The sequence below is a fragment of the Pseudomonas sp. SDO5591_S426 genome, from assembly GCF_054070755.1.
This window is the reverse complement of the sequence record NZ_JBSVXD010000026.1, coordinates 13,450-28,951: the sequence shown is the minus strand read 5'-3', so window position 1 is coordinate 28,951 and position 15,502 is coordinate 13,450. Positions and strand designations below refer to the sequence as shown.

Genomic DNA, 15,502 nt, shown 5'->3' with positions numbered 1-15,502 from the left:
AACAGGTCTAAAAACCTAAAATCCAAGGCTGGATAACAAATCGTCCACATCGTCCTGACCGGACACAACGTCTTCTCTTTTATCGGCATGAATCTGCGGACCTTCACCCTGAGAGAGATGTTTTTGTGGATCTTTTTCTGCAAGCATCGCTTCACGGTCATGTTCGATGCCCGCAAAGCGGTCCACCTGACTGGCCATAAGCACGAGCTTGAGCAGGTTGCTCTCAACTTCGGTGACCAGTTGGGTCACTCGCTTGATCACTTGACCTGTGAGGTCCTGATAATCCTGGGCAAGCAGAATATCGTTGAGGTTGGTCGACACGGCGCGGTTGTCAGTGCTGCTGCGCGCCAGGAATCCGTCGACGCGACGGGCCAGCTCGCGGAACTCTTCAGCCCCGACTTCGCGACGCATGAAGCGTCCCCAATCGGTGCTCAAGGCCTGGGCTTCGTCAGCCAGGCTGTTGACCAGCGGCGTGGCGTTTTCCACCAGATCCATGGTGCGGTTGGCCGCGGCCTCGGTCAGCTTGACCACATAACCCAGACGCTCGGTGGCGTCGGTGATCTGTGACACTTCCTCGGCTTGCGGCATGTGCGGGTCAATCTGGAAATTGACGATCGCGCTATGCAGCTCGCGGGTGAGCTTGCCCACTTCCTGATACAGGCCGCGGTCACGGGTCTGGTTGAGCTCATGGATCAATTGCACAGCATCGCCGAACTTGCCCTTTTCAAGGCTCTCGACCAGTTCGACGGCGTGTTTTTTCAGGGTCGATTCAAAATCGCCCTGCGAAGATTCGTTATGCCCCATAGCTCCCCCGTGGCGCAGTTCAACCGATGCGTTCGAAAATCTTCTCGATTTTTTCTTTCAACGCCTGGGCCGTGAAGGGTTTGACCACATAGCCGTTTACACCGGCCTGGGCCGCTTCGATGATCTGCTCGCGCTTGGCTTCAGCGGTCACCATCAGCACCGGCAGGTGCTTGAGCTTTTCATCGGCACGCACGTGGCGCAGCAGATCGATACCGGTCATGCCAGGCATGTTCCAGTCCGTTACCAGAAAGTCGATGCTCCCGCTGTTGAGAACCGGAATGGCGGTAGTGCCATCGTCGGCCTCGACCGTGTTGGTGAACCCAAGGTCACGCAACAGGTTTTTTATGATCCGCCGCATCGTTGAGAAGTCATCAACGATGAGGATTTTCATGTTCTTGTCCAATTCGACCTCCAAGCAGACTAAAACGCGCCCAGCACCTGGGCGCGCCATTTCAATCAATCTGGCAAAACACTCGATGACTGTCTGGAGTACAGCGGATCGAGACCGGCGCGGTTCATCACCCCACCAGCCACGTCACAGTGCCCCCACACTGCCTTCAGCGCGCTCGCCACTCTCCCAAACGCCCCCGCAAACGGGCCGCGCACTGGCTGTGTAACTGGCTGACCCGAGACTCGCTGACTCCCAGGACCTCACCGATTTCCTTGAGATTCAACTCTTCGTCGTAGTACAGCGCCAACACCAGTCGCTCACGCTCCGGCAAATTGGCAATCGCGTCCGCCAGCGCCGCCTGGAAGCGTTCATCTTCCAGATCGCGTGACGGCTCGAGATGAGCACTCGCGCCATCCTCGTGCAGCCCTTCGTGTTCGCCGTCCTGCAACAGATCGTCGAAACTGAATAACCGGCTGCCCAGGGTGTCGTTCAAAATCCCGTAATAATCGTCGAGACTCAATTGGAGTTCGGCCGCAACTTCGTGATCTTTAGCGTCACGGCCGGTTTTAGCTTCAATCGAGCGAATGGCATCGCTGACCATGCGGGTATTGCGGTGGACCGAACGTGGCGCCCAGTCCCCCTTGCGCACTTCATCGAGCATGGCGCCGCGGATGCGGATGCCCGCGTACGTCTCGAAACTCGCGCCTTTGCTAGCGTCGTATTTGGTGGAGACTTCCAGCAGGCCGATCATCCCGGCCTGGATCAAATCTTCGACCTGGACACTGGCCGGCAGACGCGCCAGCAAGTGATAGGCAATGCGTTTGACCAGCGGCGCATAACGCTCGATCAGCTCGTACTGCGCATCGCGTGCCGACTTCTTGTAGAGGTTGTAGCCGCTGGCTGTCATAGAACCGGTCCTGCCGTTTGTTGCACGAGGCGCTCGACGAAGAATTCCAGATGCCCGCGCGGGTTGGCAGGCAGCGGCCAGGTGTCGACCTTCTGTGCGATCGCCTTGAACGCCAGCGAGCACTTGGAGCGCGGGAAGGCTTCGTAGACGGCACGTTGTTTCTGCACAGCCTTGCGCACGCTTTCGTCGTAAGGCACGGCGCCGACGTATTGCAGGGCGACGTCGAGGAAGCGATCCGTGACTTTGGTCAACTTGGCGAACAGGTTGCGCCCTTCCTGCGGGCTCTGGGCCATGTTGGCCAGGACGCGGAAGCGGTTCATGCCGTAGTCGCGGTTAAGCAGTTTGATCAGCGCGTAGGCGTCGGTGATCGAAGTCGGCTCGTCGCAGACCACCAGCAACACTTCCTGGGCCGCGCGAACGAAACTGACTACCGAGTCACCAATACCCGCAGCGGTGTCGATCACCAGCACGTCGAGGTTGTCGCCGATGTCGCTGAAGGCCTGGATCAGGCCGGCGTGCTGCGCCGGGCTCAAATGAACCATGCTCTGGGTGCCGGACGCGGCCGGAACGATGCGGATGCCGCCGGGGCCCTGCAACAGGACGTCGCGCAGCTCGCAGCGGCCTTCGATCACGTCGGCCAGGGTACGTTTGGGTGTCAGCCCCAGCAGAACGTCGACGTTCGCCAGTCCCAGGTCGGCGTCCAGCAGCATGACGCGCCGGCCAAGCTCAGCCAAAGCCAGGGACAAGTTCACTGACACGTTAGTTTTCCCGACGCCACCTTTGCCGCCGGTCACCGCGATCACCTGTACGGGATGCATGCTGCCCATGTTATTTCTTTACCTTGTCTTGCATAGACGGAGGCCACATTACTGGCTGCGCGTTCGCAAACGGAACAATGCATGGCAGACCATCGATGTAGGTACAAAAACTATTCATTGTTACCTCAGCCTACCTGCTTGGTGGGGCTGTGGTAGATATCAGCGAACATGTCAGCCATGGCTTCTTCGCTGGGCTCTTCCTGCATTTGCACGCTAACGGCGCGACTGACCAGTTGATGACGGCGCGGCAGATGCAAATCATCCGGAATCCGCGGGCCGTCGGTCAGGTAGGCCACCGGCAATTCATGGCTGATGGCCAGGCTCAACACCTCGCCCAGACTCGCCGTTTCATCCAGTTTAGTCAGGATGCAGCCAGCTAGCCCGCAGCGCTTGTAACTGTGATAAGCGGCCGTCAGAACCTGCTTCTGGCTGGTGGTTGCCAGGACCAGATAATTTTTGGAACGGATGCCACGCCCGGCCAGGCTTTCGAGCTGCATGCGCAGCGCCGGATCACTGGCTTGCAGGCCGGCGGTATCGATCAGTACGACGCGTTTGCGCAGCAGTGGTTCCAACGCCTGCACCAGCGATTGGCCCGGATCGACATGGGTCACCGACACATTGAGAATCCGACCAAGGGTCTTGAGCTGCTCCTGGGCACCAATACGGTAGCTGTCCATGCTCACCAACGCGATGTTTTGCGCGCCGTACTTGAGCACGTAGCGGGCAGCCAGCTTGGCCAGGGTGGTGGTCTTGCCCATGCCGGCGGGGCCGACCATGGCAATCACTCCACCCTCTTCCAGCGGCTCGACTTCCGGAGTAGCAATCATCCGCGCCAGGTGCGCGAGCAGCATGCGCCAGGCCTGACGAGGTTCTTCGATATCGGTAATCATCGCCAGCAAGTCGCGCGACAACGGACCGGACAGGCCGATGCGTTGCAGGCGACGCCACAGGTTGGCCTGGGCCGGACGGCTGCCTTGCAGCTGATTCCACGCCAAAGAGCCGAGCTGGACTTCCATCAGTTCGCGCAAGCTGTTGAGCTCGAAACGCATCGAGTCGAATGCACGCGAGTCGACAGCCGCTGCAGCGGTCGGTGCTGGCGCCGGACGACGTGGCTCGGCGTAAGTCGGCTCGATGAGCGGTTCGGCGGCGGTCAATGGCAGGCCGGCGAACAACTGGCGATTGGTGGCGTTGTCGCTCTCGCCTTCGCTGCGCAGGCTCAATTCGGCCTGGGCGGTGACGATCCGCGACTGGGTCTTGCGCAGCTCGTCTTCGAGTTCCATGTTCGGAACGCGCGGAGCCAGCGCCGACAGCTTGTAATCCAGGGCAGCCGTCAGCTCGACACCACCGGCGATCCGGCGGTTCCCAATAATGGCGGCATCGGCGCCCAGCTCATCACGAACCAGTTTCATGGCCTGACGCATATCGGCGGCGAAAAAACGCTTAACTTGCATAAACCACTACCTCAGCCGTTGGGCCCTACTGTCGCAACGATGGTCACTTGCTTGTTGTCGGGTATTTCCTGGTAGGCCAGCACATGCAGCCCCGGGACTGCCAGTCGGCCAAAACGCGAGAGCATCGCGCGAACCGGACCGGCCACCAGCAGGATCACCGGTTGACCTTGCATCTCCTGACGTTGCGCTGCATCGATCAACGAACGCTGCAGCTTCTCTGCCATGCTTGGCTCCAGCAAAACACCCTCTTCCGAGCCTTGTCCTGCCTTCTGCAGACTATTGAGCAATATTTGTTCCAACCTTGGCTCCAGTGTGATCACTGGCAGCTCGGAGTCAGTGCCTACAATGCTTTGCACGATTGCGCGGCTTACGCCGACGCGCACCGCAGCCACCAATGCGGCGGTATCTTGACTCTTGGAAGCGTTGTTAGCGATGGCTTCGGCAATGCTGCGAATGTCGCGCACCGGCACCTGTTCAGCCAACAGCGCTTGCAGAACCTTGAGCAGTTGCGACAGCGACAGCACACCCGGCACCAGCTCTTCGGCCAGTTTCGGCGAGTTTTTCGCCAGCAATTGCATGAGTTGCTGCACTTCCTCGTGGCCGATCAGCTCACTGGAGTGCTTGTACAGAATCTGGTTCAAGTGGGTGGCCACCACCGTACTGGCATCGACCACGGTATAGCCAAGCGATTGCGCCTGGGCACGCTGGCTGATTTCGATCCACACCGCCTCCAGGCCGAAAGCCGGATCTTTGGCGGTAATGCCGTTGAGCGTGCCGTAGACCTGCCCAGGGTTGATCGCCAGTTCGCGATCCGGGTAAATCTCCGCCTCGGCGAGGATCACGCCCATCAGGGTCAGGCGATAGGCACTCGGCGCCAGGTCGAGGTTGTCGCGGATGTGCACGGTCGGCATCAGGAAGCCCAGGTCCTGGGACAGCTTCTTGCGCACGCCCTTGATCCGCGCCAGCAATTGCCCGCCCTGGTTGCGGTCCACCAGCGGAATCAGGCGATAACCCACTTCCAGGCCAATCATGTCGATCGGCGTCACGTCATCCCAGCCCAGCTCCTTGGTTTCCTGGGCGCGGGCCGGCGATGGCAACAGTTCCTGCTGACGCTTGACCTCTTGCAGGGCCTGGACCTTGACGATGTTCTGCTTGCGCCAGAACAGGTACGCGCCGCCAGCCGCCAGCGCCGCCATGCTCAGGAACGAGAAGTGCGGCATGCCAGGCACAAGGCCCATCACCGCCATCAAACCCGCCGAAACGGCCAACGCTTTTGGCGAGGCAAACATCTGGCGATTGATCTGCTTGCCCATGTCTTCCGAACCGGAAGCACGGGTCACCATGATCGCGGCGGCAGTGGACAACAGCAGTGATGGCAATTGCGCCACCAAACCGTCACCAATGGTCAGCAAGGCGTACACCTTGCCGGCGTCGGCAAAGCTCATGTTGTGCTGGAAGATACCAACGGCCATGCCGCCGATCAGGTTGATGAACAGAATCAGCAAACCGGCGATGGCGTCACCGCGCACGAACTTGCTGGCACCGTCCATGGAACCGTAGAACTCAGCTTCCTGGGCCACTTCCGAACGACGGGACTTGGCCTGGTTCTGGTCGATCAGGCCGGCGTTGAGGTCGGCGTCGATGGCCATTTGTTTGCCGGGCATTGCATCGAGGGTGAAACGCGCGCTCACCTCAGAAATCCGCCCGGCACCCTTGGTCACCACGACGAAGTTGATGATCATCAAAATCGCGAAAACCACTATACCCACTACGTAGTTACCGCCGATCACCACCTCACCGAAGGCCTGGATCACCTTACCGGCAGCGGCGTGGCCGTCCTGACCGTGTAGCATCACCACCCGCGTGGAAGCGACGTTCAACGCCAGCCGCAGCAACGTCGCCACCAGCAGAATGGTCGGAAACACCGCGAAATCCAGCGGCCGCAAGGCGTACACGCAGACCAGCAGCACTACGATGGACAGGGCAATGTTGAAGGTGAAAAACACATCGAGCAGGAACGGCGGAATCGGCAACATCATCATTGCCAACATGACCAGCAGCAACAGCGGCACGCCCAGATTGCCTCGACTGAGGTCTGCCATGTTCGTGCGGGCACTGTTGATTAACTGAGAGCGATCCACCGGTATTCCCCGTTCCTTTGAAGCAAACTTTTGACGCCTGAAGCAGGCTCGGGGCGGCTATTGCAAGAAGCCTTCCAACTTTTGGATTTGAGGATGCAGCGGTGGTCTGTGGGGCCTGTGGAGATCTCTGTAGGAGCGAGCCTGCTCGCGATGACGTCGGCACAGCGAGTACGTACGTTGGCTTACCCACCGCTATCGCGAGCAAGCTCGCTCCTACAGGGTTAGCGGTGTCCAGACTTGTAACTGATCGAGCCATACAGCGCACCGAACCTATCAGTTCTGATAGTACCGAGCCGGCAAGAATCCGCCGATACTCAAGCTCCCCGAGAATCTGGAGTAGGCTCCATGGCTTCCTCACAACCAATCCTGCTCAGCCGCTATGGCTACGACCCGCTGGATCGTCTGATCAGCCAATTTCTGGCAGGTGCAACAGCGCACCAGCGCTTTTATTGTAAAAGTCGCCTGAGTACAGAGATTCAGGGGGTTATCGGGTACTCCATTTTTCAGAAAGACAACTTGCTGCTGGCGCAACAGAATCGTCAGCACGATGCAGTCGAAAGCACACTGCTGGCTACCGATCTGCAGTGTTCGGTACTGCAGACTCTTAAAGCCGATCTGCGACACCTCATCGCCTACTCGCCCTACGGACATCGCCGGGGCGAAAGCGGATTAACCAGTTTGTTGGGATTCAATGGTGAGCGGGCGGACCCAGTGACCGGTTGTTACTTATTGGGGAATGGGTATCGGGCGTTTAATCCGGTTTTGATGCGATTTAATAGCCCGGATAGTTTGAGTCCGTTTGGAAATGGCGGTTTGAATCCGTATGCGTATTGCCTCGCGGACCCGGTCAACTTTTATGATCAAAACGGCCATATGCCACTCTCGAAAATCTTTACATCCTCTCCTTCATCGCGGCGAGCACTTACAGCAGCAAAAGCACCAAGGAATGGGTACATGCAAGAGATTCGAATGATCGACGACGCAGCGTTCACTTTTATTGATAACTACAAGGGCAATACACGCCTCAACATTAAAGCTCATGGCGAGCCAGGCATATCAAGCAAGCCCTCGAAAATTGTCTTCAAAGATCGACAGTTAACCCCTGAAGAGCTTCACACCGAACTACTGCAGAAAAACTACGACTTTGAAAAATACGAAAACATTAGAATTTTGGCTTGCCATTCCGCCGAGGGCGGCCGCAACTCATTCGCAGCAGAATTTTCACACCTGACTAGAAAACCCGTAAAAGGCTATAAAGGCATTGTGGTGGCGAACAACGACCCGCAGGATATTCTTGAACAATTTAATTATTCTCGCCAACACTACCCAGATGATCCATACAGCGACATAGACACTTTTTTTAGAACACAGACCCATCATGTAAAAAAAGGAAAAAGCATTAATTTCCACCCAGAAAAAGTCTTACATATTCGCAATGGCTAAAATCGCCAGATCTATCCCCTGGCAAAGTGCAAGAAGCGATTGAGCTAAAACCACAGTAACTCTACTTTAAGAATCCCGCCGCAAATCTGGCGGAATCGGCAGATCATCCTTCAACGGATCCGGCCGTTTGCCTTTGCCCGCCCGGTACTGCCGAATCTGATAAACGTAGGCCAACACCTGCGCCACCGCGAGATACAGCCCACCCGGAATTTCCTGCTCCAACTCCGTCGAGTAATAAATCGACCGCGCCAGCGCCGGCGATTCCAGCAGCAAAATCTCGTTAGCCGCCGCGATCTCGCGAATCTTCAGCGCCAGGAAATCGCTGCCCTTGGCGATCAGCATCGGTGCGCCGCTCTTGTCAGGGTCGTACTTGAGGGCTACGGCGTAGTGGGTCGGGTTGGTGATGACCACGTCGGCGTCGGGGATCGCTGCCATCATCCGCCGCTGGGACATTTCGCGCTGCAACTGGCGAATGCGTTGTTTGACTTCAGGTCGACCTTCCTGATCCTTGTGCTCGTCGCGCACTTCCTGCTTGGTCATTTTCAGTTTCTTGATGCTTTCCCAGAGCTGGATCGGCACGTCCACGGCGGCGATGATGATCAAGCCGCAGGCCATCCAAAGGGTGCTCCAGCCAACCACTTGCAGGCTGTGGATGATCGCCCGGTCCAGCGGCTCATGGGCGATGCGCAGGAGGTCGTCAATGTCTGCCGACAACACCAGCAGGGCCACGAACAGCACGATGAAAAACTTCGCCAGCGCCTTGAGCAGCTCGGCAATGGCTTTGGCCGAGAACATGCGTTTAAGCCCGGCACCGGGGTTCATGCGGCTGAACTTGGGGGCCATGGTGCCGGCGGAGAACAGCCAGCCACCGAGGGAAATCGGGCCGATCAACGCGGCCAGCAACAGGGTGATCATCACCGGTTGAATCGCCAGCAAGGCGATTTGCCCCGAGTGCAGCAGATAGGTGCCCATGGAACGCTGGTCCAGCACCACCTCTCGCGACAGCGAAAAGTTCAGGCGCATCAGGTCCATCATTTCCTCGGCCAGCGCTCCGCCGAATATCAGCAATGCAGCAGCCCCGGCAAGCATGATCGCCAGGGTGTTGAGTTCCTTGGAACGGGCGATCTCACCCTTCTCACGGGCGTCTTTTTTCTTTTTCTCCGTGGGGTCTTCTGTTTTGTCCTGACCGCTTTCGCTTTCAGACATGACTCAGCGCGCCTGTGCCAGTTCGCGTAAAAACTGCAAGGCCTCGGTGGCCAGCGGTTGATACTGATTGAGAATGTCCGCCAGCCCGACCCAGACGATAAACAGCCCGAGCACCAGGGTCAGCGGGAAGCCGATGGAGAAAATGTTCAGTTGCGGCGCGGCCCGGGTCATCACGCCAAAGGCGATGTTGACCACCAGCAGCGCGGTGATCGCCGGCAGCACCAGCAACAGCGCTGCACCGAGTACCCAACCAAGCTTGCCGGCCACTTCCCAGTAGTGATTGACCATCAAGCCGCTACCGACCGGCAGCGTGGTGAAGCTTTCAGTGAGCACTTCGAATACCACCAGATGGCCGTTCATCGCCAGGAACATCAGCGTCACCAGCATGGTGAAGAACTGCCCGATCACCGCCACCGACACGCCGTTGGTGGGGTCGACCATCGAGGCGAAACCCATGCCCATCTGGATCGCGACAATCTGCCCCGCCACCACGAACGCCTGGAAGAACAACTGCAAGGAGAAACCGAGGATCGCGCCGACGAGGATCTGCTCGGCAATCAGCAGCAGTCCGCTCAAGTCCAGCGCATTGACTGGCGGCATGGGCGGCAGGTTGGGTGCGATGACCACCGTGATGGCGATCGCGAAATAAAGCCGTATGCGCTTGGGCACGAGGGAGGTGCCGAACACCGGCATGACCATCAGCAGCGCGCCGACGCGAAACAGCGGCAACATGAACGTCGCCACCCAGGTGCTGATCTGGGTATCGGTCAGTTGCAGCAGCGACGACATGGCTTAACCAATGACCTGCGGAATACTGCCATACAACTGCAGGATGTATTCCATGAAGGTCTGCACAAGCCATGGCCCGGCCACGATCAGCGTCACCAGCATGACCAACAGGCGCGGCAGGAAGCTCAAGGTCTGTTCGTTGATCTGGGTGGCGGCCTGGAACATCGCCACGATCAGGCCCACCAGCAGGCTCGGAATCACCAGAACGGCGACCATCAGCGTGGTCAGCCACAACGCTTCACGGAAGATATCGACCGCAACTTCCGGCGTCATGGCGAGACACCGCCGAAGCTGCTGGCCAGGGTGCCGATGATCAGCGCCCAGCCATCGACCAGCACGAACAGCATGATCTTGAACGGCAGGGAAATGATCAGCGGCGACAGCATCATCATACCCATGGCCATCAGCACGCTCGCCACGACGAGGTCGATGATCAGAAACGGAATGAAGATCATGAAACCGATCTGGAACGCGGTTTTCAGCTCCGACGTCACGAAGGCCGGCACCAGAATGGTCAACGGTGCCTGATCCGGCGTGGCGATGTCGGTACGCTTGGACAGACGCATGAACAGCTCAAGGTCGCTGGTGCGCGTCTGGGCCAGCATGAAATCCTTGATCGGCACCTGGGCTTTGGCCACGGCATCCTGGGCGGTCATTTTTTCCGCCAGATACGGTTGCAAGGCGTCCTGGTTCACCCGGTCGAATACCGGCGCCATGATGAACAACGTCAGGAATAGCGCCATGCCGGTGAGGATCTGGTTCGATGGAGTTTGCTGCAAGCCAAGGGCCTGACGCAGGATCGAAAAGACGATGATGATCCGGGTGAAACTGGTCATCAGCATGACGAACGCCGGGATGAAACTCAGCGCGGTCATGATCAGCAGGATTTGCAGGCTGACCGAGTATTCCTGAGCACCTTCGGCGTTGGTGCCCAACGTGATCGCCGGGATCGACAACGGATCGGCGGCGAACGCCAACGGCGCTGCCAGCATCAGGACCAGCGTCAAGACGATGCGTAACGCACCCATTACTTCTTATCCTTCTGATCTTTGCCCAGGATCTCCAGCAGGCGCTGGGCAAACTCCGGCGTAGTCTTTTCAGTCGCGCTCGGCACCTGCACCGGCTCCTTGAGCACATGCAACGCGGTGATGGTTCCGGGGCTCAGGCCGAGCAGAATCTGCTCGTTGCCGACCTGTACCAGCATCAGACGATCACGCGGACCGAGGGCGCGGGAACCGATCAGCTCGATCACCTGCCCTTTGCCCGCCGGGCCTGCCTGCTGCACCCGGCGCAACAGCCAGGCAAGGAAGAAGATCAACCCCAGCACCAGCAGCAGGCCGAACACCAGTTGCGTCAATTGCCCGGCCACGCCACTGCTGGCTACAGGCGCAGCGGCAGTAGTGGCGGTCGCGACAGGCTCGGCCGCCAGCACGCTCAATGGCAACGCCAGAAGAACCCCGAGAAACCTTTTCACTCAGCGCAGCTTCTTGATGCGTTCGCTTGGGCTGATCACGTCGGTCAGGCGGATGCCGAACTTCTCGTTGACCACAACCACTTCGCCGTGGGCGATGAGCGTGCCGTTGACCAGCACGTCCAGCGGCTCACCGGCCAGGCGATCGAGCTCGATCACCGAACCCTGGTTGAGTTGCAGCAGGTTGCGGATGTTGATGTCGGTGCTGCCCACTTCCATGGAAATCGACACCGGAATATCGAGAATCACGTCGAGGTTCGGGCCATCGAGCGTGACCGGATCGTTGTTTCTCGGCACGCTGCCGAACTCTTCCATTGGCAGGCGGTTGGACGCGGAACCGCCAGAATCGGCAGCCAGCAAGGCGTCGATGTCAGCCTGCCCGGCATCGCCGGTTTCTTCCAGGGCCGCAGCCCACTCATCGGCCAGCGCCTGGTCGTCCTGCATGTTCATATCGTCAGCCATGATGTGTCCTCGGCGAGCAAAAATTCAGAATTCGGTTAACAGCGAATGGGTACGAGCGCCGGTCAACGGCGCTCGATCGGCTCGATCACCTGCAACGCAAGGTTGCCTTTGTGCGAGCCCATCTTGACCTTGAAGGCCGGCACGCCGTTGGCGCGCATGATCATGTCTTCCGGCATTTCCACCGGGATGATGTCCCCCGGCTGCATATGCAGGATGTCGCGCAGTTTCAACTGGCGGCGGGCAACCGTGGCGCCGATCGGCACATCGACATCCAGCACGTCCTGACGCAGGGCGTTGACCCAGCGTTCGTCCTGGTCGTCGAGGTCCGACTGGAAGCCGGCGTCGAGCATTTCGCGCACCGGTTCGATCATCGAGTACGGCATGGTCACGTGCAGGTCGCCGCCACCGCCATCGAGTTCGATGTGGAAGGTCGACACCACAATGGCTTCGCTCGGGCCGACGATGTTGGCCATCGCCGGGTTCACTTCCGAGTTGATGTACTCGAAGTTGACTTCCATGATCGCCTGCCAGGCTTCCTTCAAGTCGATGAAAGCCTGCTCCAGCACCATGCGCACCACACGCAGTTCGGTCGGGGTGAATTCACGCCCTTCGATCTTGGCGTGTCGGCCGTCGCCGCCGAAGAAGTTGTCCACCAGCTTGAACACCAGTTTGGCGTCGAGGATGAACAGCGCGGTGCCGCGCAGCGGCTTGATCTTGACCAGGTTGAGACTGGTCGGCACGTACAGCGAGTGCACGTATTCGCCGAACTTCATCACCTGCACGCCACCGACCGCCACGTCCGCCGAGCGACGCAGCATGTTGAACATGCTGATGCGCGTGTAGCGGGCGAAACGCTCGTTGATCATTTCCAGGGTCGGCATGCGTCCACGGACGATGCGATCCTGGCTGGTCAGGTCGTAGCTTTTGACGGTGCCGGGTTCGGCAGCGTTATCGGTCTGTACCAGACCATCGTCCACGCCATGCAACAGCGCGTCGATCTCATCCTGGGACAGCAGGTCCTGCACGGCCATGTCGTGTTCCTACTGCAGTACGAAATTAGTGAAAAGCAATTGTTCGATGACCACTTTGCCGAGCTCTTTCTGCGCCACTTCCTGGACGCTGGCCGTGGCTTTCTGGCGCAGCATTTCCTGGCCGACCGGCGACGCGAGCGTAGCGAAGTCCTGCCCGGAGAACAGCATGACCAGGTTGTTGCGGATCACCGGCATGTGCACCTTGAGCGCATCCAGATCAGCCTGATTACGACCAAGCATGGTGATGCTCACCTGCATGTAGCGCTGACGGCCGTTCTGGTTGTAGTTGGCGACAAACGCCGGCGCCATCGACTCGAAAATCGCCGGCTGCTTGCCCTGCGGTGCGGTTTCAACCACGGCCGCAGGCTTGCTCTGGGCGCTGTGCATGAAGTACCAGGTGGCCCCCACGGACAAGCCGATCGCCAGCAGCAGAGCCACCACGACTGCGATAATCAGCTTGAGTTTGCCTTTGGTTGCGGGGTCTTTTACTGCTGCGTCGCTCTTCGCCATGCCAATAATCCGTCACTATTCGGGTTTTCACAGTCGCACGGATAGGCAAGAGCAAGTGTTATGCCAGAAGTGTTGGGAGGGGGATGGGTGGCGAGGCTGCACGGCAATTTGAAGAACACCATACAAAACCAATGTGGGAGCGAGCTTGCTCGCGATAGCGGTCTAACAGTCGATGAAAATGTCGACTGTCAGGGCCTCATCGCGAGCAAGCTCGCTCCCCCAGGGTTTTGTATGGTGTTCAATCAGGCGTAGTAATCGACCGCGCTGGAACCGATCACGCTGGTAACCGGTGCGGCGACTTCGGCAACGCCTGGAGCGATTTCGTCATCCATCGAATCAAGACGACCGCCACTGGCACTGGTACGTCCACTTTGAGCCTGCTGATTCTGGCTCTGATCCTGCGAACCTCGATTCTGGTCGGACACGTTGACGTCAACCTGGCCCATGCCCTGCTGCGCGAACATGTCACGCAAGCGATGGACCTGACCATCCAGCGCTTCACGCACGCCGGGGTGGGCGCTCATGAATGTCACCTGGGTCTGCTGATCCGGAACCATGTTCACGCGAATGTCGAGGCGCCCCAGTTCAGCCGGTTGCAACTGAATGTCCGCCGCCTTGAGGTTGACACTGGACAGGTACATGACGCGGTTCACCACTTCTTCGGTCCAGCCGCTCTGATGCATGGCGATCGGCTGGTTCACCGGCAACGCATTGGCGGTTTTCGGCGTAGCCGCTTGCGTGAGTGCCGCCAGTCGGTTGGCGAAATCGTCGACCCGCGTATCGCTGCTGGCCGACTTCAGATCCTTCAGACCGTCATCGATCAGTCCACTGAAAGCCTTCTCGCCACCCTGGCTGGTGCTGTCCTTGTCGCCCTGCACGTCGAGCATGCTGGCCATGCCGGCGGCAAAGTTCTGCGCAGCGGTCTGCTCACCATCGGCCTGCGCCTGGGCAGGCGTCGGCGCGGCTTTCGGCTGTGCCTGGCTAGACGCCGAAACGTGGCCGCTCTGCTCCATCGCCATGCGCAAGGCCGGCAATGCGTCGAGCGGATCGGCTTCGGGATCGAATTCGGTATCGGTGGAAGCGGCAACCGGCGCGGCTACAACTGGCGCAGCGACAGGCGCTTCGACCGGCGGCTGAGCGGCCTCTACAACCGGTGGTGTCACCGGTGCAGGCGTGGTGACCACCGGTTGCGCCGCCAGCAGCAAGGCAGGATCAAGGGTCGGATCGACAGGCGCGGCATCGACGACCGGCGTCTGCGCTGTGTCCGCCGAATCATCGCTGGCAGTCTTGTCGTCGGCCTGCGCCGGTTTGTCGGCGGGCAAGGTTTTGCCGCTATCGGCAACCGCCGGTTCCGCGGCGGCAGACGAGTCGTCGGCGACGTCCTTCTTGCCGGCGTTGTCCGCAGCCTTGTCACTGACCGGCTTGGCGGCACCATCAGCTGCCGAGGCAGGCTTGTTCTGAGCCTGCTTGGCATACACCTGAGCGAAGCTGGAAGCCTTGTCCCCGGGCTCAGCGGTCAGCGCCGTGGAATTGGCGGCGTTGGCTTGCGCCTTGGCCGGCGCGACGGCCTGAAGAAGATTATTGGGGGTAACGGGCATTTAACGGTCTCCGCTGCACTGGGATCGTAGGTACAGTTAGAGAGTTATCTGCAAGGGTCGCGCCAGTTTCGCCGGATGACGACGAAAGGCGCGGGGGCGATTCAGCTTGCCGCCGGGGAACGCTGTCGCTCGGATTCATAGAGAGGCCGCACAATGGCGAACTCACTCTCGATTTCGCCAATCAATTGGTCAATATCGGCAGCCGAAAGGGTTTTGGCATTGTGCTCAAGCTTGCCACACAGGTCGGCGAGACTGATGGCGCCCATGTTGCTGCTGCTGCCTTTGAAGCTGTGGGCAATCTCGGTCAATTGCGCAGCCGAATCCGCCTGACGCAAAAGTTTCAGGCGCTCTTCGCAATCCGCGAGGAAGGTAACGACCAATGTCGAAAACTCATCCTCCATGACTTCCCGCAACGCGCTCAGCACGTCCGGGTCCAGATGTTTGTCAGCCACTTGCTCACTCCTTGATCAAGAATGCGCG

The 15,502-nt window shown here is 59.1% G+C and carries 17 protein-coding genes; 1 reads left to right on the top strand and 16 read right to left on the bottom strand.

Annotated features, from left to right (window positions below; translation table 11 throughout):
• Positions 1-15 precede the first annotated feature (15 nt).
• From ACW9JC_RS08335 to flhA, 6 genes are all read right to left on the bottom strand, one after another.
• Positions 16-804 carry a protein phosphatase CheZ gene (locus ACW9JC_RS08335; RefSeq protein ID WP_338582372.1) on the bottom strand — a complete coding sequence of 263 codons (789 nt, stop codon included), beginning with the start codon at positions 802-804 and terminating at the stop codon, positions 16-18.
• Between the two features lie 19 nt (positions 805-823).
• Entirely contained in the window at positions 824-1,195 is a 372-nt protein-coding gene (locus ACW9JC_RS08330; RefSeq protein WP_003183998.1) for a chemotaxis response regulator CheY, read from the bottom strand.
• Between the two features lie 166 nt (positions 1,196-1,361).
• Positions 1,362-2,102, bottom strand: coding sequence for an RNA polymerase sigma factor FliA (fliA, locus tag ACW9JC_RS08325; protein ID WP_007894214.1), 741 nt, complete (start codon positions 2,100-2,102; stop codon positions 1,362-1,364).
• Positions 2,099-2,929, bottom strand: coding sequence for a flagellar synthesis regulator FleN (gene fleN, locus ACW9JC_RS08320; protein WP_008001746.1), 831 nt, complete (start codon positions 2,927-2,929; stop codon positions 2,099-2,101). Before fleN ends, fliA begins: the two co-directional genes overlap by 4 nt.
• Positions 2,930-3,045: 116 nt before the next feature.
• Positions 3,046-4,371 carry a flagellar biosynthesis protein FlhF gene (gene flhF, locus ACW9JC_RS08315; RefSeq protein ID WP_457454606.1) on the bottom strand — a complete coding sequence of 442 codons (1,326 nt, stop codon included), beginning with the start codon at positions 4,369-4,371 and terminating at the stop codon, positions 3,046-3,048.
• 11 nt (positions 4,372-4,382) lie between these two features.
• A complete protein-coding gene (flhA, locus tag ACW9JC_RS08310; RefSeq protein ID WP_338582375.1) occupies positions 4,383-6,512 on the bottom strand; it encodes a flagellar biosynthesis protein FlhA in 2,130 nt (709 codons plus the stop codon).
• A gap of 345 nt (positions 6,513-6,857) precedes the next feature.
• Here flhA and ACW9JC_RS08305 point away from each other — a divergent pair, with 345 nt between their 5' ends.
• On the top strand, positions 6,858-7,955 hold the full coding sequence (locus tag ACW9JC_RS08305; protein WP_457454604.1) for an RHS repeat-associated core domain-containing protein: 1,098 nt from the start codon (positions 6,858-6,860) through the stop codon (positions 7,953-7,955).
• Positions 7,956-8,021: 66 nt separating this feature from the next.
• Here ACW9JC_RS08305 and flhB read toward each other — a convergent pair whose 3' ends face one another.
• From flhB to ACW9JC_RS08255, 10 genes are all read right to left on the bottom strand, one after another.
• The gene (flhB, locus tag ACW9JC_RS08300; RefSeq protein WP_457454602.1) at positions 8,022-9,161 is read right to left on the bottom strand and encodes a flagellar biosynthesis protein FlhB; all 1,140 of its coding nucleotides are present in this window, start codon (positions 9,159-9,161) and stop codon (positions 8,022-8,024) included.
• A gap of 3 nt (positions 9,162-9,164) precedes the next feature.
• Positions 9,165-9,950: a flagellar biosynthetic protein FliR gene (gene fliR / locus ACW9JC_RS08295; RefSeq protein ID WP_150704824.1), complete on the bottom strand. Its 786-nt coding sequence runs from the start codon at positions 9,948-9,950 to the stop codon at positions 9,165-9,167.
• Between the two features lie 3 nt (positions 9,951-9,953).
• The gene (gene fliQ, locus ACW9JC_RS08290) at positions 9,954-10,223 is read right to left on the bottom strand and encodes a flagellar biosynthesis protein FliQ (protein ID WP_008058625.1); all 270 of its coding nucleotides are present in this window, start codon (positions 10,221-10,223) and stop codon (positions 9,954-9,956) included.
• Positions 10,220-10,978: a flagellar type III secretion system pore protein FliP gene (gene fliP / locus ACW9JC_RS08285; RefSeq protein WP_338582379.1), complete on the bottom strand. Its 759-nt coding sequence runs from the start codon at positions 10,976-10,978 to the stop codon at positions 10,220-10,222. Before fliP ends, fliQ begins: the two co-directional genes overlap by 4 nt.
• On the bottom strand, positions 10,978-11,424 hold the full coding sequence (gene fliO / locus ACW9JC_RS08280) for a flagellar biosynthetic protein FliO (RefSeq protein ID WP_448108930.1): 447 nt from the start codon (positions 11,422-11,424) through the stop codon (positions 10,978-10,980). The genes fliP and fliO overlap by 1 nt, the downstream gene beginning before the upstream one ends.
• Positions 11,425-11,883, bottom strand: a complete 459-nt coding sequence (gene fliN / locus ACW9JC_RS08275) for a flagellar motor switch protein FliN (protein WP_338582381.1) — start codon at positions 11,881-11,883, stop codon at positions 11,425-11,427.
• A gap of 62 nt (positions 11,884-11,945) precedes the next feature.
• On the bottom strand, positions 11,946-12,914 hold the full coding sequence (gene fliM / locus ACW9JC_RS08270; RefSeq protein WP_056853014.1) for a flagellar motor switch protein FliM: 969 nt from the start codon (positions 12,912-12,914) through the stop codon (positions 11,946-11,948).
• Between the two features lie 9 nt (positions 12,915-12,923).
• On the bottom strand, positions 12,924-13,424 hold the full coding sequence (gene fliL / locus ACW9JC_RS08265; RefSeq protein ID WP_457454599.1) for a flagellar basal body-associated protein FliL: 501 nt from the start codon (positions 13,422-13,424) through the stop codon (positions 12,924-12,926).
• Between the two features lie 242 nt (positions 13,425-13,666).
• On the bottom strand, positions 13,667-15,022 hold the full coding sequence (locus ACW9JC_RS08260; protein WP_338582383.1) for a flagellar hook-length control protein FliK: 1,356 nt from the start codon (positions 15,020-15,022) through the stop codon (positions 13,667-13,669).
• A gap of 101 nt (positions 15,023-15,123) precedes the next feature.
• A complete protein-coding gene (locus ACW9JC_RS08255) occupies positions 15,124-15,474 on the bottom strand; it encodes an Hpt domain-containing protein (RefSeq protein ID WP_338582384.1) in 351 nt (116 codons plus the stop codon).
• Positions 15,475-15,502 lie beyond the last annotated feature (28 nt).